Annotated in this window: 24 protein-coding genes; 13 read left to right on the top strand and 11 right to left on the bottom strand. The window is 68.8% G+C overall.

What is annotated here, in order from left to right; translation table 11 throughout:
* Positions 1–46: 46 nt before the first annotated feature.
* From VF632_RS26935 to VF632_RS26960, 7 genes are all read right to left on the bottom strand, one after another.
* Positions 47–1,321, bottom strand: coding sequence for a hypothetical protein (locus VF632_RS26935; RefSeq protein WP_331026057.1), 1,275 nt, complete (start codon positions 1,319–1,321; stop codon positions 47–49).
* Positions 1,302–1,871, bottom strand: coding sequence for an NUDIX hydrolase (locus tag VF632_RS26940; protein ID WP_331026058.1), 570 nt, complete (start codon positions 1,869–1,871; stop codon positions 1,302–1,304). The genes VF632_RS26935 and VF632_RS26940 overlap by 20 nt, the downstream gene beginning before the upstream one ends.
* 355 nt (positions 1,872–2,226) lie before the next feature.
* The gene (locus VF632_RS26945; protein WP_331026059.1) at positions 2,227–3,318 is read right to left on the bottom strand and encodes a thiamine pyrophosphate-dependent dehydrogenase E1 component subunit alpha; all 1,092 of its coding nucleotides are present in this window, start codon (positions 3,316–3,318) and stop codon (positions 2,227–2,229) included.
* A 389-nt stretch (positions 3,319–3,707) separates the two neighbouring features.
* On the bottom strand, positions 3,708–4,214 hold the full coding sequence (locus VF632_RS26950; RefSeq protein WP_331026060.1) for an HIT family protein: 507 nt from the start codon (positions 4,212–4,214) through the stop codon (positions 3,708–3,710).
* A gap of 102 nt (positions 4,215–4,316) precedes the next feature.
* A complete protein-coding gene (locus tag VF632_RS26955) occupies positions 4,317–4,535 on the bottom strand; it encodes a type II toxin-antitoxin system HicB family antitoxin (protein ID WP_331026061.1) in 219 nt (72 codons plus the stop codon).
* A 4-nt stretch (positions 4,536–4,539) separates the two neighbouring features.
* On the bottom strand, positions 4,540–4,725 hold the full coding sequence (locus VF632_RS28145; RefSeq protein ID WP_349264038.1) for a type II toxin-antitoxin system HicA family toxin: 186 nt from the start codon (positions 4,723–4,725) through the stop codon (positions 4,540–4,542).
* Between the two features lie 53 nt (positions 4,726–4,778).
* The gene (locus VF632_RS26960) at positions 4,779–6,902 is read right to left on the bottom strand and encodes an FAD-dependent oxidoreductase (RefSeq protein ID WP_331026062.1); all 2,124 of its coding nucleotides are present in this window, start codon (positions 6,900–6,902) and stop codon (positions 4,779–4,781) included.
* Between the two features lie 268 nt (positions 6,903–7,170).
* Here VF632_RS26960 and VF632_RS26965 point away from each other — a divergent pair, with 268 nt between their 5' ends.
* Together VF632_RS26965 and VF632_RS26970 are read left to right on the top strand one after the other, a co-directional pair.
* Positions 7,171–7,959, top strand: a complete 789-nt coding sequence (locus tag VF632_RS26965) for a hypothetical protein (RefSeq protein WP_331026063.1) — start codon at positions 7,171–7,173, stop codon at positions 7,957–7,959.
* A gap of 146 nt (positions 7,960–8,105) precedes the next feature.
* A complete protein-coding gene (locus VF632_RS26970) occupies positions 8,106–8,939 on the top strand; it encodes a L,D-transpeptidase (RefSeq protein ID WP_331026064.1) in 834 nt (277 codons plus the stop codon).
* Positions 8,940–9,299: 360 nt separating this feature from the next.
* Here VF632_RS26970 and VF632_RS26975 read toward each other — a convergent pair whose 3' ends face one another.
* Positions 9,300–9,947 carry a hypothetical protein gene (locus VF632_RS26975; RefSeq protein ID WP_331026065.1) on the bottom strand — a complete coding sequence of 216 codons (648 nt, stop codon included), beginning with the start codon at positions 9,945–9,947 and terminating at the stop codon, positions 9,300–9,302.
* Between the two features lie 386 nt (positions 9,948–10,333).
* Here VF632_RS26975 and VF632_RS26980 point away from each other — a divergent pair, with 386 nt between their 5' ends.
* Positions 10,334–11,182, top strand: coding sequence for a hypothetical protein (locus VF632_RS26980; RefSeq protein ID WP_331026066.1), 849 nt, complete (start codon positions 10,334–10,336; stop codon positions 11,180–11,182).
* Between the two features lie 416 nt (positions 11,183–11,598).
* Here the strand turns inward: VF632_RS26980 and VF632_RS26985 are convergent, their stop codons facing one another.
* Genes VF632_RS26985 through VF632_RS26995 form a run of 3 tightly spaced genes read right to left on the bottom strand, consistent with a single transcriptional unit; the run spans position 11,599 to position 14,287 of the window.
* Positions 11,599–12,633 (bottom strand): ATP-dependent DNA ligase, encoded by a 1,035-nt coding sequence (locus VF632_RS26985; RefSeq protein WP_331026067.1) that lies wholly within the window; start codon positions 12,631–12,633, stop codon positions 11,599–11,601.
* Positions 12,630–13,652, bottom strand: coding sequence for a non-homologous end-joining DNA ligase (gene ligD, locus VF632_RS26990; RefSeq protein ID WP_331026068.1), 1,023 nt, complete (start codon positions 13,650–13,652; stop codon positions 12,630–12,632). Before ligD ends, VF632_RS26985 begins: the two co-directional genes overlap by 4 nt.
* A complete protein-coding gene (locus tag VF632_RS26995; RefSeq protein WP_331026069.1) occupies positions 13,649–14,287 on the bottom strand; it encodes a hypothetical protein in 639 nt (212 codons plus the stop codon). The genes ligD and VF632_RS26995 overlap by 4 nt, the downstream gene beginning before the upstream one ends.
* Positions 14,288–14,514: 227 nt before the next feature.
* On the opposite strand from VF632_RS26995, the gene VF632_RS27000 reads away from it, so the two are divergent.
* The 10 genes from VF632_RS27000 to VF632_RS27040 all read left to right on the top strand — a co-directional run bounded on the left by VF632_RS27000 (position 14,515) and on the right by VF632_RS27040 (position 23,793).
* Complete coding sequence (locus VF632_RS27000; protein WP_331026070.1) at positions 14,515–14,808, top strand: type II toxin-antitoxin system RelE/ParE family toxin; 294 nt, start codon at positions 14,515–14,517, stop codon at positions 14,806–14,808.
* A gap of 9 nt (positions 14,809–14,817) precedes the next feature.
* A complete protein-coding gene (locus tag VF632_RS27005) occupies positions 14,818–15,255 on the top strand; it encodes a HigA family addiction module antitoxin (RefSeq protein ID WP_331026071.1) in 438 nt (145 codons plus the stop codon).
* Between the two features lie 90 nt (positions 15,256–15,345).
* On the top strand, positions 15,346–15,528 hold the full coding sequence (locus VF632_RS27010) for a hypothetical protein (RefSeq protein ID WP_331026072.1): 183 nt from the start codon (positions 15,346–15,348) through the stop codon (positions 15,526–15,528).
* A 31-nt stretch (positions 15,529–15,559) separates the two neighbouring features.
* Positions 15,560–18,190, top strand: coding sequence for a M1 family aminopeptidase (locus tag VF632_RS27015; RefSeq protein WP_331026073.1), 2,631 nt, complete (start codon positions 15,560–15,562; stop codon positions 18,188–18,190).
* A gap of 3 nt (positions 18,191–18,193) precedes the next feature.
* Positions 18,194–18,652, top strand: coding sequence for a hypothetical protein (locus VF632_RS27020; protein WP_331026074.1), 459 nt, complete (start codon positions 18,194–18,196; stop codon positions 18,650–18,652).
* 17 nt (positions 18,653–18,669) lie between these two features.
* Positions 18,670–18,969, top strand: a complete 300-nt coding sequence (locus VF632_RS28150) for a DUF433 domain-containing protein (RefSeq protein ID WP_349264039.1) — start codon at positions 18,670–18,672, stop codon at positions 18,967–18,969.
* Positions 18,970–19,032: 63 nt separating this feature from the next.
* Positions 19,033–20,664, top strand: coding sequence for an N-acetylmuramoyl-L-alanine amidase (locus tag VF632_RS27025; RefSeq protein WP_331026266.1), 1,632 nt, complete (start codon positions 19,033–19,035; stop codon positions 20,662–20,664).
* Positions 20,664–21,644 carry an NAD(P)H-quinone oxidoreductase gene (locus tag VF632_RS27030; protein ID WP_331026075.1) on the top strand — a complete coding sequence of 327 codons (981 nt, stop codon included), beginning with the start codon at positions 20,664–20,666 and terminating at the stop codon, positions 21,642–21,644. The genes VF632_RS27025 and VF632_RS27030 overlap by 1 nt, the downstream gene beginning before the upstream one ends.
* 134 nt (positions 21,645–21,778) lie before the next feature.
* Positions 21,779–22,468, top strand: coding sequence for a DUF1707 SHOCT-like domain-containing protein (locus tag VF632_RS27035; protein WP_331026076.1), 690 nt, complete (start codon positions 21,779–21,781; stop codon positions 22,466–22,468).
* 74 nt (positions 22,469–22,542) lie between these two features.
* A complete protein-coding gene (locus VF632_RS27040) occupies positions 22,543–23,793 on the top strand; it encodes a GGDEF domain-containing protein (protein ID WP_331026077.1) in 1,251 nt (416 codons plus the stop codon).
* The last annotated feature ends 119 nt before the right edge of the window (positions 23,794–23,912 follow it).

A 23,912-nucleotide genomic window follows, 5' to 3' on the forward strand; every position in this document is an offset into this window, starting at 1 on the left:
CCCTACCTACGCACCGCCTCGATCCCCCAACAGGATATCGCCTACCTCATGATGCAGTCCCGCGCTCATCGCCAGATACTACGTCCAACAGCAGTCGCTCGCACTCTATACTCCGTCCTAGTATGTAACCTCCCAACAAGAGTGCCCGTGGTGAGCGAAAGTCCCCGAGGGCCGCATACCCCATGTGAGTCGCTTCCAATCCCTGTGCGATAGCCGCGACCGCACTCAACGCAGGAAAGGCAAACTGCACGGCAGTGAGTGTGCCTTCGACAATCAGGTTGACTTGTGTCCGGGCCGTCTCCCGGCGTTTAAGATCCTTGAAGCGAGTTGCCTGCTTTTGGGTCAGGTGAGATGCAACAGCGTAGTCCACCTCGAACAGATATGCCTCCAAAGAGGCGAGGAATTCTGGCATGTTCGGAACCCGTCCATTGCGAAACGCCTCCATCGCTCTGACAACCTTTGCCCTGGACTTCAACTGTGTCACTGCCGCTAGGGACGACGCTGGCATCCAGTTCAGGAACTCCCGAGACAGAACCGCAGTAGGTGGCAAGTCATAGGCTTTCGAGGATATTTTCTGTTCCCGAAGACGCCTGACCAGACGCCGATCCCCGAGCGTTAGGTCAACCGGAGAGAGGCGTTGGCCGATAGGAGCGGGGACATCCAGGTTTGTATGCATTGCGATCGCGACATTATGGCGGTATGCACTTGCGACGATACGATCAATCCGCCGCGCTGCACGGGGCGCCAGAGCTCCACTGCTGAGTTGTGTGTCGAGCCAATCGCGAAGAGTTTTGTAAAGGAGCGTCGGCTGGTTCTGCACGTAATCGTACACCCGGGCCCGAACGTCTCGGCTGAGACGACCCCTTCCAATAGCCGCATCATCCCTGAGCGACGCTAGCGTTCTGTGTTTGAACAACGAACTGACCTTGGCGATATCGTATTCTTCCCGTACTCCTGCTAGATGCTCTTCGACGTACTCCACAAACGCAGGCGAGGGCACGTTCGCGACCCCTCTTGCATGATGCTCTCGTCGTAATTCGTCCAGCGAACCGCTCCCGCTACGCAGCGCAGGAGTAAGGAGCCCTAGACGCAATAGTACCCAGAGGTCGCTCGGAGAACTATCTACGCGAGCAGAGTTCTCGGCATCCCACAGTAGCGCGCGCAACCGGAAATTGTTGTTGATTTGTGAATCCCCGATGATGAGGCGGTCGAAAAACAGCGCCTGCGAGAGGATGTACGCCCGGAGTTTTCCGCCGGCGAGTGGATTTTCATGATGTGTATCGATCTCGCTGAGAAAAAGCTTAGCTGTCGGCTTCCTCATGATTCAATCCTCCGAGAAGATATTGCTGTAGAAGCAGAACGGTCACGGCGTCATTGACCGTTCCTGCTGCAAGCAACCCCGGTACTTCACTCAACGCATACTTCATGGAACGCACGATCACTTCCGACTCTTCAGGTCGCGCCTGCGTTCCTGAACACCCTTGCGCAACGAAGAGGTGGAAGGGAGCATACGCAAACGCGGGGTCCGTGTAGATCATGCCCGCTGATCGGATCTCGGTGCTTTGGAGCCCCACTTCTTCCGCGAGTTCTTCGTGCGCGATCTGAACGGGAGCAGTGCCGGTCCGGCCAAATCCCTTGGGTACTTCTAACACGGTTCCACGCGCGGAATGCCGGAAGCTCTCCACAAGGATGATCTCGCCCGTTAGCAAAATCGGGAGGACAGCGATGGAGTACGGCGCCTCCCACTCCCATCTTAGATATGTTCCAGTAGCGCCTTGTGGAAGGAACTCGACGAAGTCGTCGTACAGCCGCCCATATCGGCTCTCGTAGACGAGTCTCTCTTGAATGATTCGGATCTCGGGGTCACTCATCACTTGCCCTCCCACGTTCCCGACGTTTCTCCGCGGAGTGCTTGCGCGAAAAGCTGGCGATGCGCGCGTCATTACGGGGTCAGCCAGCTATGGTCACATCGCCTGGGACCAAGCCGTCGTGCTCCAGCGGGCAGGAACGCGGGCGGCGAATCGCTTAGAGCGCGTCCGTGGACAGTTCCGCCGGGACGCCCGGAGGGCGTGACGAAACAACGTGTGTGGGACCAAAGCCGTGTTCGTTGTCGGTGGCATCCGTGACTGCGTTGGAATCCCTGCACCGTCCAAGACGCGACGACGTAGTCGCCGCCCGCTTCATACGACGCCCCGCGCAACGGGGCCCAGCCCCGGCGCGGCGACGTCAGCCGTAGACGCCGACTAACGCGGATTCGGGCGACGGCATTGCGGTTTCGCGGCTGCGGAGCGCGTCCTCGGCCGCGGCGTCGATCTCGGCGGTGACGCGCGCCTCGATGTCGTCCAGCGTGCCGCGCGCGATCCCCTCCTCCTCCAGCCACGCCTCGTACAGCCCCACGGGATCGCGGCGGCCCCACGACGCGAACAGCTCCGCGTCGAACATGCTGCGCGCCTCGCGCTCGTCGTGCGTGGCGTGGCCGCCCATGCGGAAGGTCTCGGCGACGAGCAGCGACGGGCCTTCACCGGCGCGCGCGCGGTCGGCGGCGATGCGCGTGGCGGCGTACGCGTCGAGCACGTGGTTGCCGTCGAACAGGCCGCCCGCCAAGCCGTACATCGCCGGCCAGTCCTCGAACGACCCTGCGGCGTGCTGGGTGAGCCGCGTTCCCAGCGCCACCTGGTTGTTCTGGATGATGAAGATCACCGGCAACCGGTGCACGCCCGCGAAGTTCACTCCTTCGTGGAACGCCCCCGTCTTGGTGGAGCCGTCGCCCACCCAGGTGAGGCCCACGCGGTCTTCGCCCCGCTGCTTGAAGGTGAGCGCGATTCCGGCGATCACCGGCACCACGTCGCCCACGTGGCTGATGGGGGGGAGCACCCCCGTGCCCAGGTCGCCCACGTGCAGGTCGCGGCCCATGGACGGGCCGTCCGCGGTGCCCAGGTAGCTGCGGAAGATGTCGGCCACGGGCATCCCCATCTCGTGGCACGCGCCCGAGTTGCGGATCATGGGCGCCACCACGTCGTGCCCCGGCCCGGACCGCCGCAGCGCGTGCACCGGCCCGATGGTCGCGGCCTCTTCGCCCACGCCCAGCCACGCCTTGCTGATCACCCCGTTCTTCACCCAGCGCTTGAGCGCGACGTCGTGAAGGCGGTTGCGGAGCAGCCCGGCGTAGATGTCGAGCAGCTGCTCCTGCGAGAGCGCGCGGATGACCTCCGCGCGCTCGCCGCTGGCGTCGATGCGCTCGCGGTACGCGCGAAGCTGCTCGGGCGCGGCAGTCCAGTTCTGGTACTCAGGCGGGTCGTATGCTGCGAAACGCTTCATCTGCGTCGGCTCGGGCGCGGGGATTTCAGGGCGGGGGAGCTTACGGTGTGGGGGCGGGGACGGCAAGAAGTGGGGGAGTGGGGGAGTGGGGGAGTGCGGGAGTGCGGGAGTGCGGGAGTGCGGGAGTGCGAAAGTGCGAAAGTGCGAAACTGCGTGACGGGCCTCGGTTGTCATTCCGAAGGAGCGGCCACGACCAACCCGGCCCGCACACCGCCGCCCGCAGCGACTGAGGAATCCGCCACACACTCGCCGAAGCGCTCCCCAACCGCGGGCACCACGGCATCTCTCGATTTGCGCGGCAGATCCGTCGGCCGACCCGCACCCACCACGCAAACTGCCCCGCGCAGGCATCGCGCGGGGCAGTTCCATTCCATCCGCCACTGGGCCGATCAGGCCGTCGCCGGCTCGGCTTCGGGCTGCTCCTGCGGGGCGGCGGCGGCATACGCGTCGGCGTCCTCGTCGTGCACGCAACGCGTGATGTGCGTGGCCATCACGTCCAGCTGCGAGCGCGTGGGCACCTCGGCGTTGGGGTCCGGTAGCTGAAGCGGGAACGGCGCGTCCTTGGGTACCGGAATCAGGTGCACGTGAAAGTGGAACACGTCCTGTCCGCCGTCGGCGCCGTTGGGCGAAAAGATGTTCACCGCCCGGCAGCCGGTCGCCTTGCGCAGCCCGGGAAGGATGCGCTTCGCCACGGCGAACGTGCGCGTCGCCAGCTCTTCGGGAACGTAGAACAGGTTCTTGTAGTGCTCCTTGGGCACCACCAGCACGTGCCCCCGGTGCAGCGGCTGGATATCGAGGAACGCGATGATCTCTTCGTCCTCGTGGATGACGCTCACCATCTCGTCCCCGCCGATGATGCGGCAGAAGACGCAGTTGGGGTTCTGATTGGGATCCACTCCGGCCTCCGGCGGTGTTGTCTGACCTCTCGAAATGCGGCGCGCACGCCGCGCTCAAGTACCACGCGGGGTGCAAGAGGCAGGCCGAGAGCGAGCAGAATCCTACGCCGCCACCGGCACTTTCACGTACTCCACCCGTGAAGCGGGTGGGGGGATCGGCTCCCCGTCCTCCCGCATCCCGTCCAGATGGAATTCGATGGCCTCACGGATGAGGGCGCGTACTTCCGCTTCTGAATCTCCCACGGCGACACAGCCTGGCAGGTCCGGAACATAAGCGCCGTAGCTGGTTTCGCCCCTTTCGATGACGATCGCGTATTCCATTTGGCTACTCCAGCGATGCTTGTTTGACGATACTCTTCAATATCCCCGGTGGCACATCTTTGCTCCGCTTCCCGGCAACGGTGACGGTTCCGCGTTTCACCGGGTGTTTAAACTGACGATGGCTTCCCTTCGTCCGCGCAAGAACCCAACCATCCGCCTCCAGCATTGCGACTACCTGCGCTACGGTCATTGGCACAGGTCCAGCCCTCCTTCTGCTCCGAAAGATGAACGACTCGGAGCAGATTACCTGCTGCTGACCAAAGCGCCAGTACTGCCCGCACTGCCGGACCGTCCCGCGGGGTGGCGGGTGGCGATGCGTTCGGCGACCACCGTGGCGACGGCCATGATGGTTTCCTGCGGGTTCACGCCGGGTGCGGTGGGCAGCAGCGAGCCGTCCGCCACGTAGACACCGGGGACGCCGTGCCGCTCGCCGTCGGGCGTACAGCCGCTGATTCGCGGGTCGTTGCCGATGCGGCAGGTGCCGTTCACGTGCGCCGACATCACCCCCAGCTGGTTGGGGCCCGCCGGCCGCGCCGCGATCGTCCCCAGCTCCGCGGGAGAGCGCATCCGGCAGGCGGTGGCGTGAAGGGTCGAAACCTCCTCCGCGCCCGCGGCGAACTGGATGCGTGCCGCGGCCTCCATCCCCCGAAGCAGCCGGTCGCGGTCCGGCGAAGACATCCGGTAGCGGATGCGGATGCGGCCGGCGCGATCCACGGTCACCCCGCCGCTGGACCGGCCGCGCTCCGCCCCGTCACGCACCAGCACGATCATCGACGCCAGGTGGGGCCCCGCCTCGACCAGGTCGCGGTGAGGCGCGCCGAACCCCGGCATGGACGCGGCGGCCAGCCCGGCGTACATCGGCGGCGTCTCGATCCAGAACCCGTATCCGTCACCGCCGCGCAGGAACTCGTCGCAGATGGCGGAGAGCGGGATTCCCGCCCCGCCGTACATCTCCCGCGCGTACCGGCCAATGACCGCCGTCGTGGGGTGCAGCCGCAGAAAGTCGCCGACGCCACCGCCGCCCATCCCCGACTTCTGCAGCAGCACCGGGGTGCCCACCGCGCCCGCCGCCACCACGACGATAGGCGCCTCGACGACGAGGGTGCCCCGCGGCGTGCCGGTCTCCCTGTCCAGCACCGTGGCGTGCACCCGCTTGAGCGGCGACCCGCCTCCGCGCTCCGCCAGCTCCATCCGCTCCACGCGCACATCCGTGAACAGGCGCGCGCCGGCGGCCAGCGCGGCGGGCACGTACACGTCCGCCGCCCCGCGCCGCGCGCCGTACCGGCACCCCAGCCCGCACGAGCCCGACCGCACGCACCCGTGCGCATTCACGCGGACCGCGCCCGCGCTCCACCCCAGCGCGCGGGCGCCATCCAGCAGTGCGCGATTGGGCGGATTGTGCGCGTCGTCCGGCACGCGCCGCGCCGACGTCTCTTCCTCCACGCGGTCGAACACGGCCGCCATGTCGGCCGGGCGCATCCCCACCGCCCCGTGCTCCGATGCCCACTCGTCCAGCACCCAGTCGGGGGTGCGCAGCATCGCCAGCCAGTTGACCGTCGTGCCCCCGCCGACGGCGCGGCCCTGCAGCAGGGGAATCGACAGGTCGTCCGTGGCGCGGGTTCCCCCATCCGCGTACAGGCGCGGCATCATCTCCGACTCGCGTTCCGAAAACTGCTCGGCCCGCCAGAACGCACCCTCCTCCAGCAGCACCACCTCGTGGCCCGCCTCGGCCAGGCGTGCGGCCGCCACCGCTCCACCCGCCCCGCTGCCGATCACGCAGACCCCGGCGCGCACCCGCGTGTCGCCCCGCAGCCGCGCGCCCTGCACCACGCCGCTGATCTCCGGGTCCGACAGCAGATCCAGCTGCGGGCGGATGGAGATCACCCGCGCGCTCCGCGGCCCTCCCGCGCCCGTCCGCGCGACCGGCTCGTCCGGCTGGTTGGGCCCGGGGAGCGGGCCCTCCCACGCAAGCTCGGGACGGCGCAGGTGGAACGGGGCACGGTAGCCGGGCGGATGGTTGGCGGGATCGGCGTACCAGGTGGAAAGCACCAGCCGGCGCAGCGCCTGGAACGCCGTGCGGAGCGCCGGCGCGGGGCTCACCTCCCACCGCCGCAGCCACGCATCCTGCCGCGCCGAATCCAGCGCGGAAAAGCCGGAGGGCCGGGCCGCGCCGGCCAGCCCAGCGAGGCGCGAATCCAGCAGGTTCAGCACGAACCCGGCGCGGCGTGCACGCTCGGCGTCCAGCGTGCCGATGCGCACCTCCACGGCCCGGGCCAGCCGCGCAGCGGACGGGTCGGGCTCGTCCGGCAGGGGCACCATGCGCCTGCACAGGGCGACGAGCGTGGCTTGCTGGCGCGGCGAAAGCATTCGAATGCGCAGCGGGTTCGGGCCTGGAGGCCCGGAAGGGGAGGACGTGCGATGGGGACGGGTGGGGCCGGTGAACGTTGCGGCGCACACTCCTGTTTGTCAACGCGGCCGACCGGTGGCGGGTTCTGGCGCAGGCGCCCCTAAAGCCGAGTCAAAGCACCATCTAGCAAGGAGATAGGGACGGAAAGCGGCCCGCCTCTTGCAACCCGGGCCCACCCCGCCGCCACGCGGCGGGAGCAGGCGGAGAACCCGGGAAAAGGAGCGGAGGATGAACTACGGACGGGACTACGGGAACCGCAACTTCATGGATCGCGCGGCCGAGACGGTGCGCGGCTGGTTCGGCGGCCGCGACGACTACGGCCACGACTACCGCGGCGGCGGGATGCACAACGGCGGCATGTACGGCGGCGGCCACGACCGCGGCGGCTGGAACCAGCACGGCGGCTACCGCGAGATGGGCGACGTCAACGGCGGGTACACCGGCGGAATGGGCCGCGGCAACTTCGGCTCGGGGTACACCGGCACCAACTACACCGGCCAGGGCGGCGGAAACCGGTACGACGCGGGCTACCGTGCCGGCCACGGGCGTGACGGCTGGAGCAGCCACGACACCGGTGGCTACCGCCCCTCACACGGCTTCGCGGATGTGGACTGGGACGACGACCGCGGCTATCGCGGCGGCGGCCAGGGCGGGTACGGCGGCCACGTCGGGGGCCGCGGCTACATGGGCAGCCAGGGGAACGCCGGGTACGGCGGCGGCTACCGCAACGACATGGACGAGCCCGGAATGCGCGGCGGCTACGGCGGCGCGAACCGTGGCGGAATGGGCCGCTACGGTGCGGACTACCGCGGCGGCAACACGGGCAACCTGGGCTCGGGCGGCGGCGAGTACAACGCCGGCAACATGGGCGTGGGCGATGCCGACGGCGGGATGGGCGGGCGCTACGGCGCGTACGGGCCGTACGGCATGGAGCGCTTCCGCAACGGCAGCAGCGGCGGCGTGCCCACCGGCCAGTACTACACCGGGTACGGCGTGGGAAACAGCCATCGGCCGTAACCGCGCCGATGGCGGCGGGAGCGGGCTCCGGGCGTCCCCGGGGCCCGCTCGTGCGTGCGCCCGGCATTGACGCGCCGGATGTTTGGCCCCAATTATAGACCTGGATTTCGGTTACACCCCGCGGGAGCTGTACTGTGACAAAACGGATGGTTACGGCCCTGTGGCTGGCGGCGCTCGGGATTTGCGCGGCCGTGCCCGGGGCGGAAGCGCAGGGCACCGGCACGCCGGCGCAGATGGTGGACAACCGCCCGCGCGGGCTGGTGACCCGCGAGGAGCTGATGGAAAACCGCCTGCGGCAGCTGGGCGTCGACAACCCCGACCCGGCGCCCACCGCGCCCCGCAACCGCGCCGACAGCGTGGAGTGGGTGCGCTGGCGGCGCGCGGCGAACACGGCGACGGGCCGGCGCATCGTGGTATCCATCTACGACCGCAAGCTGTGGCTGATCAACGGCCAGGACACGCTGATCGAGGCGGCGGCAGGAGTGGGGATGGGCGTGGTGCGCGGGCCACGCGGCATCGGCAGCTACGATTTTTCCACCCCGCGCGGGCGCCGCACGGTGCTGGCCAAGGAAGAAAACCCGCTGTGGAACCCGCCCGATTGGCACTACTGGGGCCAGGCCGAGGTGGTGCGTCCGTTCCCCGCGGGCGGCATTTCGCTGGGGGACAGCGGCCGGGTGGTGCGGCGCGGCGACAAGGTTGGAATCGTGCGCGGGGGCGAGTTCGAGGCCATCCCCGCCGAGCGCCCGCTGATGTTCAACGGCGTGCTGTACATTCCGCCGTTCGGCACCGTCAACCGCAAGATCCCCGAGGTGCTGGGCAAGTTCAAGCTCGACACGGGCGACGGCATCCTGATCCACGGCACCAACGATCCGCTGGCCGTGGGCTTCTGGGGCACCCACGGCTGCGTGCGCCTGTTCGACGACGACATCCAGTTCGTCTACGAGAACGCCCCCGTCGGCACGCCGGTCTACATCTACTAAGCGCAGGCTGGATCAAGAGGAGAGGCCCCATCCGCCGCCGCGGATGGGGCCTCTTGTCGTTGTCCACGTTCCCTCTGCCGTTCTCTTCTGCGGCTCTGCGTGAGGCCCGCAGTTGCAGTTCTCTGGGTTGGATCGCGCGCCGGGGCGAGAGGAAGCAACGCGATCAGGCTCGTGCCCCCCGGTCGGTGGCATCGCGCGCCGTGTGTGGCAGATCCCTCAGTCGCTTCCATCGATGGTGCATCCGGCAGCTCTCCCGTGGCCGCTCCATCGGGATAACATCGGTCCGCTCGACATCCCTGAAAGAGAGAACCGCCGGACGCACTTTCGTGCGCCCGGCGGCTTGTGCAACTGCGGGTGAAATCAGAGCGCGATGCCGACGCGAATGCCGAACGTCGTCTCATCGCGGATGGAGAGAGCGTCGTCCGACAGGAACATGTGACGCACCTCACCGCCCACGGTCACCAGGCCCAGCCCCAGCGTGGCACCCGCCTTGATGCCGAAGTTGGTGTCGGTTTCGTCCTCGTCCTCGAAGCTGGCGCGGGTGAACACCACCTGCGGCTGCACGTAGCCCGCCGCCTCCACGAGGGGAATGCCGAGGCTGGCACCGATGCCGACGCCAAGGGGGATCTCGGTGTAGTTCAAGCCGTCCTCGGAAATGTTGCGCACTTCACCGACGGCGCATGCCGACACGCGCGGCCCAACCATCAGCCCGAGCGACACCGCCTCGAACGCCACGCCCGCGTACAGCTCGTCCAGGCTGTTGTCCTCGCCCTCCTCCCCGTCCTCGGCCGAGATCACGTTCAGCCCGCCGTACACGCCCAGCGGGCCCGAGAAGTTGTAGTTGGCCTCGACGCCGTACGAATCCACGTCTTCCGGGAAGTCGGCGCGCACGCCGAAGTAGAAGCCGCGGTCGGACGACGGGAAGCCCGCGCAGATCTGGGCCTGGGCAGTGCCCGCGAACGCCAGCGTGGCGACGGCCGCGAACAGTCCAGCGACAGATTTCTTCATCGCTCGATCCTTTACGAAACAGGTTTCACGCGGACCATTTCCGCGCCTGTGCCGGAGCACGGCAGGGCTCCGGTTGGGAGATAATATGCGGCGAATGGCCGGGCGGGTCAAAGGTCGGGCGACCCATTCGGCCTACCCCGCCTCGTCCTGAAATCGGCCGTTCCGCACGCAAGCCAATGCAGATCAGCAAGTTGGATTCCAAACCTCTGGAGCAGCACGCACCTCCTTCGGAAACTGCTACCGGGGCACCGCCCTGGTCTGGGTCAACCGACTCATGTAGGCATGGGTAGAACCGCCTATCCTTGTGGCGCGTTCCGGGGCACGGTGCCCCGGAGCCTGACCTCCCCGCGACGACGACGGGGAACGCCGACCTCGGAGCGACGAAAATGCAACGCACCTCGCTGAAGTTCTTTGCCGCCCTGGCGCTCGCCGCCGCCTCCGCCGCCTGCACGCAGGGCAACGCCAAGACGGCCGACACCGCCGCCGCGCCCAACGTGGTGACCATCACCGCCGCCGACTTCACCTACCAGTCGCCGGCCACCATCCCCGCCGGGATGACGACCATCCGCCTTGTGAACGACGGCACCGAGCTGCACCACGTTCAACTCGTGCGGCTGGACGACGGGCACACCGTGCAGGAGCTGATGCAGGGCATGGGCGGGCACGACGGGCCGCCGCCGCCCTGGGTGCACTTCGTGGGCGGGCCCAACACGCCCGTCCCGGGCGGTGGCGTGTCGGAGGCCACGCTGGACCTGAAGGCCGGCACGTACGCCATGCTCTGCTTCATTCCGTCCAAGGACGGCGTACCGCACGTGGCCAAGGGAATGGTAAAGCCGCTGACCGTGGTTCCCGCGGAAGGCGCCCCGGCCGCGGCTCCCGTGGCGGACCTGGACATGAACCTGGCGGACTACTCGTTCGCCACGAACACCGAGCTCACGGCGGGGCGCCGGACCATCAAGGTGCAGAACGTGGCCGTGCAGCCGCACGAGGTGGTCCTGGTGCAGCTGGCCCCGGGCAAGACGCTGCACGACATGATGGCGTGGATGATGAACGAGAACGGGCCCCCTCCGGGGCGCCCCGTCGCCGGGACCACGGGCCTGGACCGCGGCGAGGTGAACTACATCACGGCCGACTTCCAGCCGGGCGAGTACGCGCTGCTCTGCATGCTGCCCGACGCCAAGGACGGCAAGCCGCACATCGCCCACGGGATGGCGCGCCAGATCACGGTGCGCTGACGCACGGAAGGTGATGTGAAGATTCGCCCCCGCCCGGGATTCCGGGCTGGGGGCGGATTTTTTGTGCCTCGTGATCAAGGTGAGTTTCGATGGAGGCCGGCGCATGCCGCGGGTGGGCCCCTCCCCCGGCCCCTCCCCGCATGCTGCGCATCCGGAGAGGGAGAATTCGATTGCACTTCGGCTTGGGAAGGTGCACCGTACTGGCTCCCTTCCCCTGCGGCCGTTTGCGGGGGAAGGGTTGGGGATGGGGGGCGCCGGCCCGCGCGCCGGGCCTGCCCACCCACGCCTCCACCCTGGGGTGTACCCCCTCTCCCACGCTGTTTGTGGGAGAGGGTGGCACGCGTGTCAGCGCGGCCGGGTGAGGGCCCCACGGCAGCCGAGGCCACGCACACGAACTACGCTCATACCTGTCTCAGCTATCCAGCCAGCAGCCGCAGCGACGACCTGCCCGCCACCCCGAGCTGTGCGTACGTGCACTGCTCCGGGGCCTTGTCGGGGCGCCAGCGGACGAACCTGGTCCCATGGCGGAATCGTCCGCCGCTCATGTGGTCGTAGCCCACTTCCACGACAAGTTCGTGCGCCAGGGACTCCCATTCCGTGGACCGCTCGTTCATCCGCGTCCACCGGCTGGGGCCTCCGGGCGCAGAGCCGGTAAAGCCGGGCGGCCCGCGCAGCGCCTCCAGCCGCGGCGTGAGCGCTTCGCGCTCTTCGCGGCTGATCGCCGAGCAAAACCCCACGTGGTTCAGCAGGCCCTGGTCGTCGAACAAGCCCAGGAGCAGCGATCCGACGATCGGCTCCTTTTGCGCGTAGCGAAACCCGCCGACGACGCAATCCACCGTGCGGACGTTCTTGATCTTCACCATCCCCGTGCGCTCGCCGGACAGGTACGGCAGATCCAGCCGCTTCGCCATCACCCCATCCAGCCCCCGCTCCCCCTGCTCCAGCCACGCGCGCGCCTGCGTTTCGCTGCAGCTGGCGGGCGACAGGCGCACGGCCCCGCCGAAGAACTGCCCGGCGAACGCCTCCAGCTTTTCCCGGCGCTCGCGCAGGGGGCGGTCCGTCAGCGGGCCGCCGCGCGCGCCCAGCAGCAGGTCGAAGCCCACCATGATCGCGGGATGCGCCGCCGCCAGCTTGTTCACGCGGCTCGCCGCCGGGTGCAGGCGTAGCTGAAGCTCCTCGAACGACAGCGCGTCGCCCACGGGAACGACGATCTCGCCATCCAGCACGAACCGGCTGGCGTTCAGCCCGCGGAGGGCGTCGACCACGTCGGGAAAGTAGCGGCCCAGCGGCTTGCCGGCCTTGGACCGGAGTTCCACCTCGTCGCCGTCGCGGAAAGCCAGGCAGCGGAAGCCGTCCCACTTGGGCTCATACTGCCACTCGTCGCCGGTCGGCAGCTCGTCCCACTGCTCGCTTTCGGCGACGGGAAAGTCGGTGGCGATCGGCAGGTTCACAGCAGCCCCGCCAGGTTGAACCGTCCGCGCTTCTGCGTCAGCGGCTTCCACAGGTCACCCGTCTTCGCCAGCCGCGCGGGGGCGTTGCGCAGGTCGAACGCCTCCAGTTCGACGCCGCCCTCCACTTCCTCCCACGTCACCGGCATGGACACCGTGGCCCCCGGTTTGGCGCGAACGGAGTAGACCGACGCCAGCGTGCGGCCCCACGCGTTCTGGTTGTAGTCCACCAGCACCCGCCCGTGCGGCCGCTTGGCGACGCGGTACTCGGCCGTCACCAGCGCGGGATCGATCTTTTCCATCGCCCGCGCGAACTCCTTGGCGAAGCTCCACACCTGCTTTTGCGTGGGCCCGTGCACGATGGGCACGTACACGTGGATGCCGCTGGAGCCCGTGGTCTTGGCGTACGACGTCATCCCCAGCTTCCGCAGGTTGTCGCGCACCATCAGCGCCGTCTGCCGCACCTTCGCGAAGTCGGCGCCGGGCACGGGGTCCAGGTCGAAGTGCAGGTAATCCGGCCGGTCGGTGTCGTCGCAGCGAGAGTACCAAGGGTTCAGGTCGATGCACCCCAGGTTCACCAGCCACAGCAGCGACGCCAGGTTGTTGACCATCGGAAAGTCGATGACGCTCGCCGATGCGTGCTCGATGGAGCAGGTCTTCAGCCACGAAGGCGCGTTCTCGGGCGTGCGCTTCATGAAGAAGAACTTGCCGTTCCACCCGTTTGGATAGCGCTTCATCACCATGGCGCGGTCCACCAGGTGCGGCAGCAGGTACGGCGAAACGGCGACGTAGTAGCGCAGCAGGTCGCCCTTGGTGATGCCCAGCTCGGGCCAGAACGGCTTGTGGAGGTTGGTGAGGTTCACCGCCCGCCCGCCGACGCGCACCTCGCACGCCTTGCCCTTCTGGGGGATGATGTCGGGCGTGGCCTCGGCGTCGGGAACGCTGGCGGTGGCGGGCCGGGGCCGCGAGGCCGCCCTGGGCTTGGCGCGGGGAGAGGCGGGCTGTGCGGCGCGTGGCGTCATGGGGCGGATTTCTTCCACGATCGAGGTGACAGTTTGGGCGGGCGCCTGCCGGTGCGCACCGCCCCGAGCACGGGCGCGTACTCCAGCTCAGGCCCGTCGGCGGCGGCGCGCAGCATCAGCCCGCCCCGGCTCATGTCGCCGCGCCCCACGAAGTCCACGGGAAACAGCAGCCGCTCCCCGAAGATCCCCGCCAGCACGTCGACGTACTTGCCCGACGCCACGCTTCCCAGCAGAACGAATGCCGTTCCCGGCCCGGCCGCCTCGTTCAGCGCCCGCGCGTGCTCCTCCAACGGCCCGCGGTAGCCGGCGTTGGTCACCGAAACGTCGCCCTGCTCGGCGAACTCGCGCAGCACCGAGAGCGGGATGGGCGACTCCGGAGGCACCAGCCCGCGCGTCGGCGTGATCACGAGCGCACCCGGCAATCCCGCCGGCGGCGCGGCGAAGGCGCGGGAGTAGGCGATCTTGCCTCGGAAGTACAACCCGCTGAGAAAGCTGAACACGTCGCCCAGCGGCGCGCCGCCCGGCTCGCGCAGCTTCTGCGCGAGTGGAAACGAGGCCGCGTCGCGCATCACCATCTGCCCGCGCTTGCCCCCGGAGTACGCAGGCGACAGCAGGAAAATTCGAGGGTAATCCATAAGACACGGCCGAGCAGAACGCGTGCCGGGCTGTGCACCCCGTTCACATCCCGCCACACGTGGTACCAGTTAAGTGCATGGGGTTGCGGAGGATGGGACGGGAGAGCATAGTACCGCGCCCGTCTGTCCACGATGCACACTCTTGCTACGTATAACGCTATCCGTTATAGTCGGCGAGGAGAGGATCTGGACGGCCACTCGCCCCCCCCAGCCCTCCCGCCCGTACGATGATCGTCTCGTTCAGAGATCAGGGCACATACGACGTTTCGGTGAAGCTCGATACCCGGGCAGCGCGGCGAACCTGCCCTCCCATTCTGTGGCCGTCGGCACGCGCGCGGCTCGAGCGCCTTCAGCGAGCGAACAGGCTTCAAGATTTGCGCACGCCATCGGGAAATCGCCTAGAGGCGTTGCAGGGGAACCGATTCGGGCAGTACAGCATCCGGATCAACGACCAGTATCGTGTCTGCTTCCGATGGGAAGAAGGGGGCGCGGGGGACGTTGAGATCGTCGACTACCACTGATGAGGAGCCATGATGGCCATCAAACGACACTCACATCGGACGGCGGCGGCCGAAAGCCTGAGCGTGCACATCCACCACATGCTCCCGATCGGTGGCCCTCCGAGTTCCCCGGGCGAGATGCTGCTGCACGAATTTCTGGAGCCGACGGGGATGACACAGGCCGAACTCGCCAGGCGCATCGGCGTTTCGTACCCGCGTGTAAACGAGTTGGTGAATGGGAAGCGTAGCCTCACGCCCGATACCGCCCTGCGGCTGGCCCGCCTATTCGGGGTTAGCGTGGAGTTCTGGATGACGGGGCAGATGCTATGGGACATGTGGCACGTGATCTACTCGCCCGTGGCCACTGATATTGAGAAGATCGAGCCGATGTGGCCGGAGATGGGTGAGGCGGATATCGAGGAAGAAGACGAATTCCCCGCCGTGCCCGAGCAGTCCGCCGCCGACTGATCTGCCAGGGCGGCGCGCTGCTTGTCCCCCAGCTCCGCGCGCGCCTAACTTGGGCTCTCCTCTTCCGCGCCCCCCTGCTCGGAGCGTCGCATGGCTTTCTACATCCGCCCGCAGTCTCCCCGCGGCATCACGCTGGGCATCGCGATCGTCCTGTGGCTGGTGGGAGCGCTGGAGATGCTCGCGGGTATCCAGCTGCCGTGGGAACTGGGGCGATGGGCGCTCCTGCTCGCCGGCGCATTGCTGATCCTGGGCTGCATGCTCAAGGGCCTGTGACGCGGATGCGCGACTCAACGTTGGACTGACGATGATCTCTCGAAGTGCCTGTCTCCTTCTCGCTGTCGCGATGCTGTCCGCCGTGCCCCCGCTCGCGGCGCAGGCCGCCGCGCCGCCTGTGGGCGAGATGATGAGCCCGGGCGTGTCCGCCGCGCTGGCGCGGCACCGCGCGGCCACGCTGCGCGACGTGCGCTATCGCCTGGAGCTGGACGTGACGCGCGATTCCACCGCGTCCGGCCGAGTTGCGGCCACGTTCACCCGCGCCGCGGATGCGGGCGACCTGGTGATCGACTTCCGGGGGCCGTCCCTCGGGACTGTGACGGCGAACGGGCGGACGGTGGCGGACCGGGAGTGGAGGAACGGGCACCTGCGCATCCCGGCACGGCACCTGCGCGCGGGCGAGAACACCGTCACCGCCGAGTTCACGGCGCGGATCGCGGCGTCGGGTGCGAGCATCATCCGCTTCAAGGACGATGCGGACGGCTCCACGTACCTGTACACGCTGCTGGTGCCGGCCGACGCAAACCAGCTCTTTCCCTGCTTCGATCAGCCGGACCTCAAGGCCCGCTTCACCGTCGGCATCGTCGCGCCCACGGAGTGGCAGGTGCTGGCGAACGGCGCGGCGACGGGTGTGGTGCCGGTCGGGGAGGCCAGGCGCTGGTCGTTTGCGGAGACGGATCCCATCAGCACCTACCTCGCGGCGTTCGCGGCGGGGCCGTGGAAAGTGTGGAGGCCGGAGTCGACGGGGGGCGTGGGCCTGTTCGCCCGGGCCAGCCGCGCCGCGGAGGTGGAGGCCGACACGCTGATCGCCGTGAACCGGCGCGCCGTAGCGTGGCTGGAGCGCTACTTCGGCGTGCCGTATCCCTTCGACAAGTTCGACATGCTGCTCGCCCCCGCCTTTCCGTTCGGCGGGATGGAGCACGTGGGCGCCATCTTCTACAACGAAAACCAGTTCATCTTCCGCGAGGCGCCCACGCTGGGCCAGCAGATCGGGCGCAAGTCCACCATCTACCACGAGGTGGCGCACCAGTGGTTCGGCGACCTGGTGACCATGCGCTGGTTCGACGACCTGTGGCTGAAGGAGGGGTTCAGCACCTACATGGCCGCGCGGATGCAGGACGAGCTGGACCCGGAAAGCGAGGCGTGGAAGACGTTCTACCTGCGCAATAAGCCGCTGGCCTACGGAACGGACCAGACGTCGGGCACCACGCCCGTGTGGCAGGACCTGCCCAACCTGGACCTCGCGAAGAGCAACTACGGCCCCATCGTCTACAACAAGGCGCCATCCATCATCAAGCAGTTGAATTTTCTGGTGGGTGATTCGGCGTTCCAGGCGGGGCTCACGCGCTTCCTCACCCGCCACGCGTACGGCAACGCGACATGGCGGGACCTGCTGGATGCGCTGGAGGCGACGTCGGGAACCAGCCTGGACGCATTCGGCGAGCAGTACATCCAGCGCGCCGGAATGCCGGTGGTGCAGCCGCGGATGGAGATCGTGAACGGGCGGATCACTGGCCTGACGCTGCACCAGCGCCCCGCCCGCGAGCTGGCCGGCGACCCGGGCGGATGGTGGCCTGGCCGCGTGCTCGTGCGCCTGGCGTACCACGACGAGGAAGACGTGGCGATCCCGGTGACGTTCACCGGCGAGGTGACGCGTGTCGCGACGGCCGAGGGGCTGCCCGCGCCCGACTACGTGTGGAGCAACGAGGGCGACTACGGCTACGGCCTGTTCCTGCTGGACTCCGCGAGCGCGGCGTACGTGGCGGAAAACATCGGGCGGGAGGAGGACGGGCTGCGCCGCGCCATGCTGTGGGGCGCGTTGTGGGACGAGGTGCGCGAGGGGCGGATGGACCCGGCGGCGTTCGCCCGGACGGCCATGCGCGAGCTGCCGCGCGAGCGCGACGAGCAGATCGCCGGGCTGAACATGGGCCGCGCCTGGACAGCGCTTTCGTCCTACCTGCTGGAGGATCGCGCCGCACCACTGATGGGCGGTTGGGAGCGGCTGCTGCTCGCGCGCTCCGAAGATGCCTCGCTGACCTATGGCGCACGCAAGGCCAGTCTGGACATGCTGGCCGGCACGGCGCGGACCGCCTTCGGGCGCGGGCTGCTGCTGGAGTTCCTGGGGGAGACCCGTACGTTCGAGGGCGCGGCAATCAAGCAGCCGACGCGCTGGTCCATGGTCGAGCGCCTGATCGCGCTGGGAGCGCCCGGGCCGCAGGCGCTGATCGACGCCGAGGCCGCGCGCGACACCACGCCGGAAAGCCCGCGCCGCGCGTTCATCGCCGCAGCGGGCATCCCCACGGCGGATGCCAAGGCCGGGTACTTCGCGCGGTTCCTGGACGATCCGCGGCTGAACGAGGAGTGGGTGACGGCGGCCACGGGACCGTTCAACACGCCACTGCATTCCGAGCTCACGCTCAAGTACCTGCGTCCCTCGCTGGACCGGCTGGAATGGGTTCGCGACAACCGGCGCATCTTCTTCCTTCCACGCTGGATCAGCGCCTTCGTCGGCGGGCAGGACAGCCCCGAGGCGCTGGCCATCATCGACCGCTTCCTGGCCGAGAACCCCGGCCTGCCGATGGACATCCGCCGCAAGGTGCTGCAGTCCCGGGACGAGTTGGAGCGGACGGTTCGCGTCCGTGCGGCAGCGGCGGCGCGCTAGCGGATGTCGCTGCTCACGGTCTGGCTGACGACGTTCGGCGTCGCGCTGCTCAGCGCGCTGGTGCCGGTGGTGAACATCGAAATCTACCTGCTCGGCGCCTCGGCCCTGGCACCGTCCGCGTTCGTGGTGCCGCTGATCGTGGCGGCGACCGCGGGGCAGATGCTGGGAAAAACGGCGATGTACTACATGGGGATGGGCGCGCTGAAGCTGCCGGGTACGCGCTGGAAGGTGGCGATGGAAAAGGTGAACAGCCACATGGAACAGCATCCCCGGATGGGCGGCGCGCTCGTGTTCGCGAGCGCCAGCGTGGGCCTCCCGCCGTTCTACATCATGAGCGTGGCAGCTGGCGCGGCGCGGATGAACCTGGCCTGGTTCATCATCCTGGGCTCGCTCGGACGCCTGATCCGCTTCGGTGTGATCGTGGCCGTGCCGCAGTTCGTCAAGGGCGGGTTCCATTTCTAAGAAGGACGGCCTCGAACGTGGACTGGCGCGAGCACATCCATTCGGATCCAGCTGTCCTGGCGGGAAAGCCCGTCCTTCGGAATAGCCGGCTGGGCGTCGAGTTCCTGCTGGGGCTCTTCGCGGCAGGATGGCCTTCGGCTGAGATCCTGAAGGCCTATCCTCAACTTACTCCGGAAACGCTACGCTCGATCTTCGCGTTCGCCGCGGAATCCATGCGGGAACCCTCGTTTTCTTTGCCGCCACGCTCGGGGGAAGATAAACCCGTAGTAGCGCCCGCCAGATCGGGTTGCCCGCAGATTGCAGTAGAGGGCGGGTGAGATGAAACGCGCGGGGGAGTGGCTGCTCCCCCGCGTTTCACAACCGTTCCTGGTACTGCCGTGATGGATCGCATCTACGCGCCCCTGGCGCTTGCCGCGCTGCTGGCCGCCTGCACCCCCGGTGCCCCGGCGACCGGCCCCTCGCCTGATCCCAGGCCCGACCCCACGCCGGGGAGACCCGCCGCGCCGCGCGCGCTTGAATATCAGCCGATCAGCCCGGCCCTGCCACCGATCCCGGAGGCGAACGGCGCGCTGAACATCCGCGTAATCCATCCCACGCCCACGCAGGGCCGGCCGCGGGTGGACTCCACCTTCATCTACGGCTCCGTGGGCAGGGGCGGCGTGGCGCTGTTGATCAACGGCACGCCCGTTCCCGTGGCCCGCAACGGCGCGTTCATCGGCTACCTGCCGATGCCGAGCGATGGCGTGTGGCGTCTGCGCGCCATGGCCGACGGGCAGGAAGACACCGAGCAGGTCGCCTACGCGCAACCGTCCGGCGGCGGTAGCCCGGCCACCCCCGCGACGCCATCGCAGAACGCGGTGTTCAGCCGCGCGCGGCTGGGCACCGTCACCGGCGGCGCCGACACCCTGGCTACCGGCAGCGACGCCATCTACGCCCGCCCGACGCCGACCGGCTCCTACCGCTGGTTCTTTCCGCGCGGCGCCCGGCTGAGCGTGCTGGAGCGGCGCGGCAGCCAGTACCGCGTGCAGCTCGACGGCGCGACCGAGGCCTGGGTGGATGCGGAGAACATCGGCCTGGCGGATACGACGGCCACGCCGCCGGATGCCACCCCGATCCAGGCCGCGCGCGTCATTCGCTCCGGCCAGAACCTGGACGTGAGGGTGGCGGCGCGCGGGCGGCCGTTCCTGGTGGAGACGTCGGAGACGGGGGCGACGATCACCGTCTACGGCGCGACGAGCGCTCAGGCGCGCAGCGAGGCCCCGGCGGATGCTTGGTACCGGGGCGCCACGACCACGGCGGCAGGAGCATCGACGCAGTACGCGCTGCAGCTGGCGAGCGCGCCCTGGGGTTACAAGGCGTGGTACGAGGGTGATGGAACGCTGGTGGTCCGCGTGCGCCGGCCGCCCGCCATCGACCCTGCCAATCCCCTGCGCGGACGCCGGATCGTGATCGACCCCGGCCACCCGCCCGCGGGCGCCACCGGGCCCACGGGCCTGTATGAGGGCGACGCGAACCTGGCGATTGCGCTGCCGCTGGCGGAAAAGCTCCGTGCCGCGGGCGCCGAGGTCATCATGACGCGTACGAACCGCGAGGGGATGGTCAGCTCCACCCAGTCCGGGCCGGAGCTGCGCGCGCGGGTGGCGCTGGCCGTCCAGCGCGACGCCGAGATGCTCATCTCCGTGCACAACAACGCGTTCGGCGAGGGGGCCAACCCGTTCCGGGCGCACGGCACCAGCGTGTACTACTTCCACCCGTTCTCGGCGGCGCTGGCCCGCGCGCTGGACCGCGAGATCGTGGCGGTCACGCGCATTCCCGACATCGGCGCGCGATCGAGCAACCTGGCGCTGGCCCGGCCCACGTGGATGCCCACCGCGCTGACGGAATCGCTCTTCATGCCCATCCCCGAGCAGGAAGCCGCGCTGCGCAATCCCGAGTTCGTGGAGCGCCTGGCCGACGCGCACCTCCGCGGCATCGAGGCGTTCCTGCGCGAGCGCGCGGGCGGGGCTCGCTGATGAAGGCGCTCGTCATCACCAAGCCGGGCGGGCCGGAAGTCCTGGAGATGCAGGATCGCCCGGTTCCGCAGCCCGGGCCGGGAGAAATTCGCGTAAAGGTGCACGCCTCGGCGCTCAACCGGGCGGACCTGCTGCAGCGGCGGGGCGCCTACCCCGCCCCGCCCGGCGCCCCGGCCGACATCCCGGGGCTGGAGTACGCCGGCGAGGTGGATGCGGTGGGCGAGGGCGCCGGGCTCTGGGCCGTCGGCAACCGGGTGATGGGGATCGTGGGCGGCGGCGGGCACGCGGAATACGTGGTGGTGCACGAGCGCGAGGGCATCCGCATTCCCCAGAACCTGGAGTGGGAAGACGCCGCTGCCATCCCCGAAGCGTTCCTGACCGCGTACGACTCCCTTTTCCGCCAGCTGGACCTGACCGTCGGCGAGCGGGTGCTGATCCTGGCCGTCGGCAGCGGCGTGGGGACGGCGGCGGTGCAGCTGGCCAGCGCGGCGGGGGCCACCGTCATCGGCACGTCGCGTACGGCGGCCAAGCTGAAGCGCGCGGCCGAGCTGGGGCTGGAGACCGGCGTCGACACCTCGCGCGAAGACCTGGCCGAGGCGGTGAACCAGGCCACCTACGGCAGCGGCGTGCACGCGGTGCTGGACCTGGTGGGTGGCAAGCTGCTGGAGGCATCGCTGCGCGTGGTGGCCCTTCGCGGCCGCGTGGTGGTCGTCGGCACGACGGGCGGCTCCAAGGTGGAGGTGGACCTGGGGCTGCTGCTGCGCCGGCGCATCCACCTGTTCGGCACCGTGCTCCGCAGCCGGCCGCTGGAGGAAAAGATCGCCCTGGCGCGCGAGTTCTCCAACGCGGTAATCCCGCTGATCTCGGCCGGGCGCATCAAGCCGGTGGTGGATTCCGTCTTCCGCTTCGACCAGGTGGCCAAGGCGCAGGCGCGGATGGAGGCCAACGAGAGTTTCGGGAAGATCGTGCTGACGTGGTAGGGGCCGGGGGATGAGGATCAGGGGCCGGCGCATCTGAAACTTCCCGTCCGGCGTTTCGTTCGCCATCTTGTTGTTGCGTACCGGGCGTCGCTTGACGCTCGGTGCAGATCGTCCCCTCGCAGGTGAGTGAGTCCATGTCCCAGCCCAGTTCCGTTCCCGTACCGCTGGAGCGGACGCGCGAGCAGACCATTCAGCAGCTCTGCCAGCACTACGCGGTCGACAACCTGACCGACGCGGGGCTGGAGGAGCGGCTGGACCGCGCGCACGCCGCAGGTTCGCTCGAAGAGCTTCGCTCGCTCGTGTCGGACCTGCCCGTGCTGCACACCCAGGCAAGCATGGCCACCGCGCAGTCGCCGGCGTACGCGCCCGCGGAGATGGGGTCGTACAACGCCGACTCGCAGATCATCGTGGGGATCATGGGCGGCGCCGAGCGCAACGGCGCCTGGTCGCCCGCCAGGATGACGACGGTGATCGCGCTGATGGGCGGGGTGGAGCTGGACCTGCGCGAGGCGCGGTTCGCGCCCGGGGTGACGGAAATCAACATCCTGGCGATGATGGGCGGCGCGAACATCGTGATTCCGCCCGGCGTGCACCTGGACATGAGCGGGGTCGCCATCATGGGCGGCTTTACGCAGAAGGGGCACACCGAGGCGCCGGGCGACGGCAGCGCGCCCATCCTGCGCATCGGCGGCTTCTGCCTGATGGGCGGCGTGGAGGTGAGCGTGCGCTACCCCGGCGAAAAGGCCAGCGATGCCAAGCGCCGCGAGCGCCTTTCACGCGAAGCCGCCAAGCTCGCCTCCGGCCGCCGCAGCCTGGGCTCGTAGCTCCGCCCCCATCCGACGGCCAGGGCACTCCCCGTCCCTGGCCCGTTCCACCCTCCCCGCGTTTCCCGCCCGACATGACACCCGAGGACATCGGCGCACTCATCTCCACGGTCGGCCTGCTGACCCAGGCCGGCGGCGCCGTGCTGATGCTGGTGCTGTTTTCCGTGCTGCTGCGGGCCAACCAGCGCCGGCCGTACTTCGCGTACTGGACGCGCGGCTGGGCGGCACTCGTCACCGCGCTTGCGGGCGTCGGCATCCTGTACCTGCTGCCGGTGCTGCCCACGGGCGATCCCACGCCCATCGTGCGTGCGGCCGGGGTGATCTACCAGGTGGGCAAGCTGCTGTTCATCGCCTACCTCGTCGGCGGAACCCTCAACTACTTGCTGGGGCTGGACCCGCTCCGGTTCCGCCGGGTGGCGCTCCCGTCCGCGCTCGGGTTCGCGTTGGTCACCTCGTTGATCCCCGGGCTGGACCTGAACTACGTGATGCTGATGCAGGCGCCCGTGGTGGTCGCCGCGTTCGGCGCGTGCTCCCTTCTCTTCCTGCGCCTGCCCCGGTCGCGCGCGACGCTGGGCAGCAGGGCCATCGGCGTGGTGTTCGGGAGCATCGCGGGGCTGTGGGCCCTGTACGGCGTCGCGCTGGCCATGGTGAAGATTTACGGCGTTCTGGGAGTTGCGCGGCCGCTGAACTTCGTGCTGCAGTACAACAGCTACTTCGATCTGCTCGCGCAGATGCTGCTGGGGTTCGGGATGGTGGTGGTGCTGCTGGAGGATGCCCGCCGCGAGGCCGACGACGCGCGCGCGCAGCTGGCGGTGGCGCACGATCACCTGCGCCGCGTGTCGCTGTACGATCCACTCACCGGCGCGCTGAACCGCCGGGCGTACGACGAGGGCGTGGGATTGGAGGCGGTGGGCGCGCGCTTCGGGACGGCGCTGGTGATGGACATGGACAACCTGAAGTCCGTCAACGATACCTACGGCCACGCCGCGGGCGATGACCTGCTGCGGCGCACCGTGGAGACGCTGCGGAAGTCCGTCCGCCCGCTGGACCGCGTGTACCGGCTGGGCGGCGACGAGTTCCTGGTGCTCTTTCCCGCAGCGCGGGCGGAGGACGTGATGCCGCGAATCCGCGCGGCCCTTCGCGAGGCGAACGAGGGGCTGGATGCGGGACAGCACGAGCGCCTGGGCATCGAAGCCAGCATGGGCGCGGCGGACTTCGGAGGATTGGAAGATCTGCCCGCCGCCGTCCACCGCGCCGATCAGGCCATGTACCAGGAAAAGGCGCGCAACCGCGCCATGGCACCCCCGCGGGTGCCCGTGGCGTAGCGCTGGAGCGGATGAATCCGCCGCAACAACCGCGGAAAGCCTCGCAAACCCCGCGAGGCTTCACCTGCACGCACCCGCCAGCTCTCTAGCGCGCATCGCTGTCATCGCCCCGCTCGGAA

It is taken from the genome of Longimicrobium sp. (assembly GCF_036388275.1).
Classification (GTDB): Bacteria; Gemmatimonadota; Gemmatimonadetes; order Longimicrobiales; family Longimicrobiaceae; genus Longimicrobium.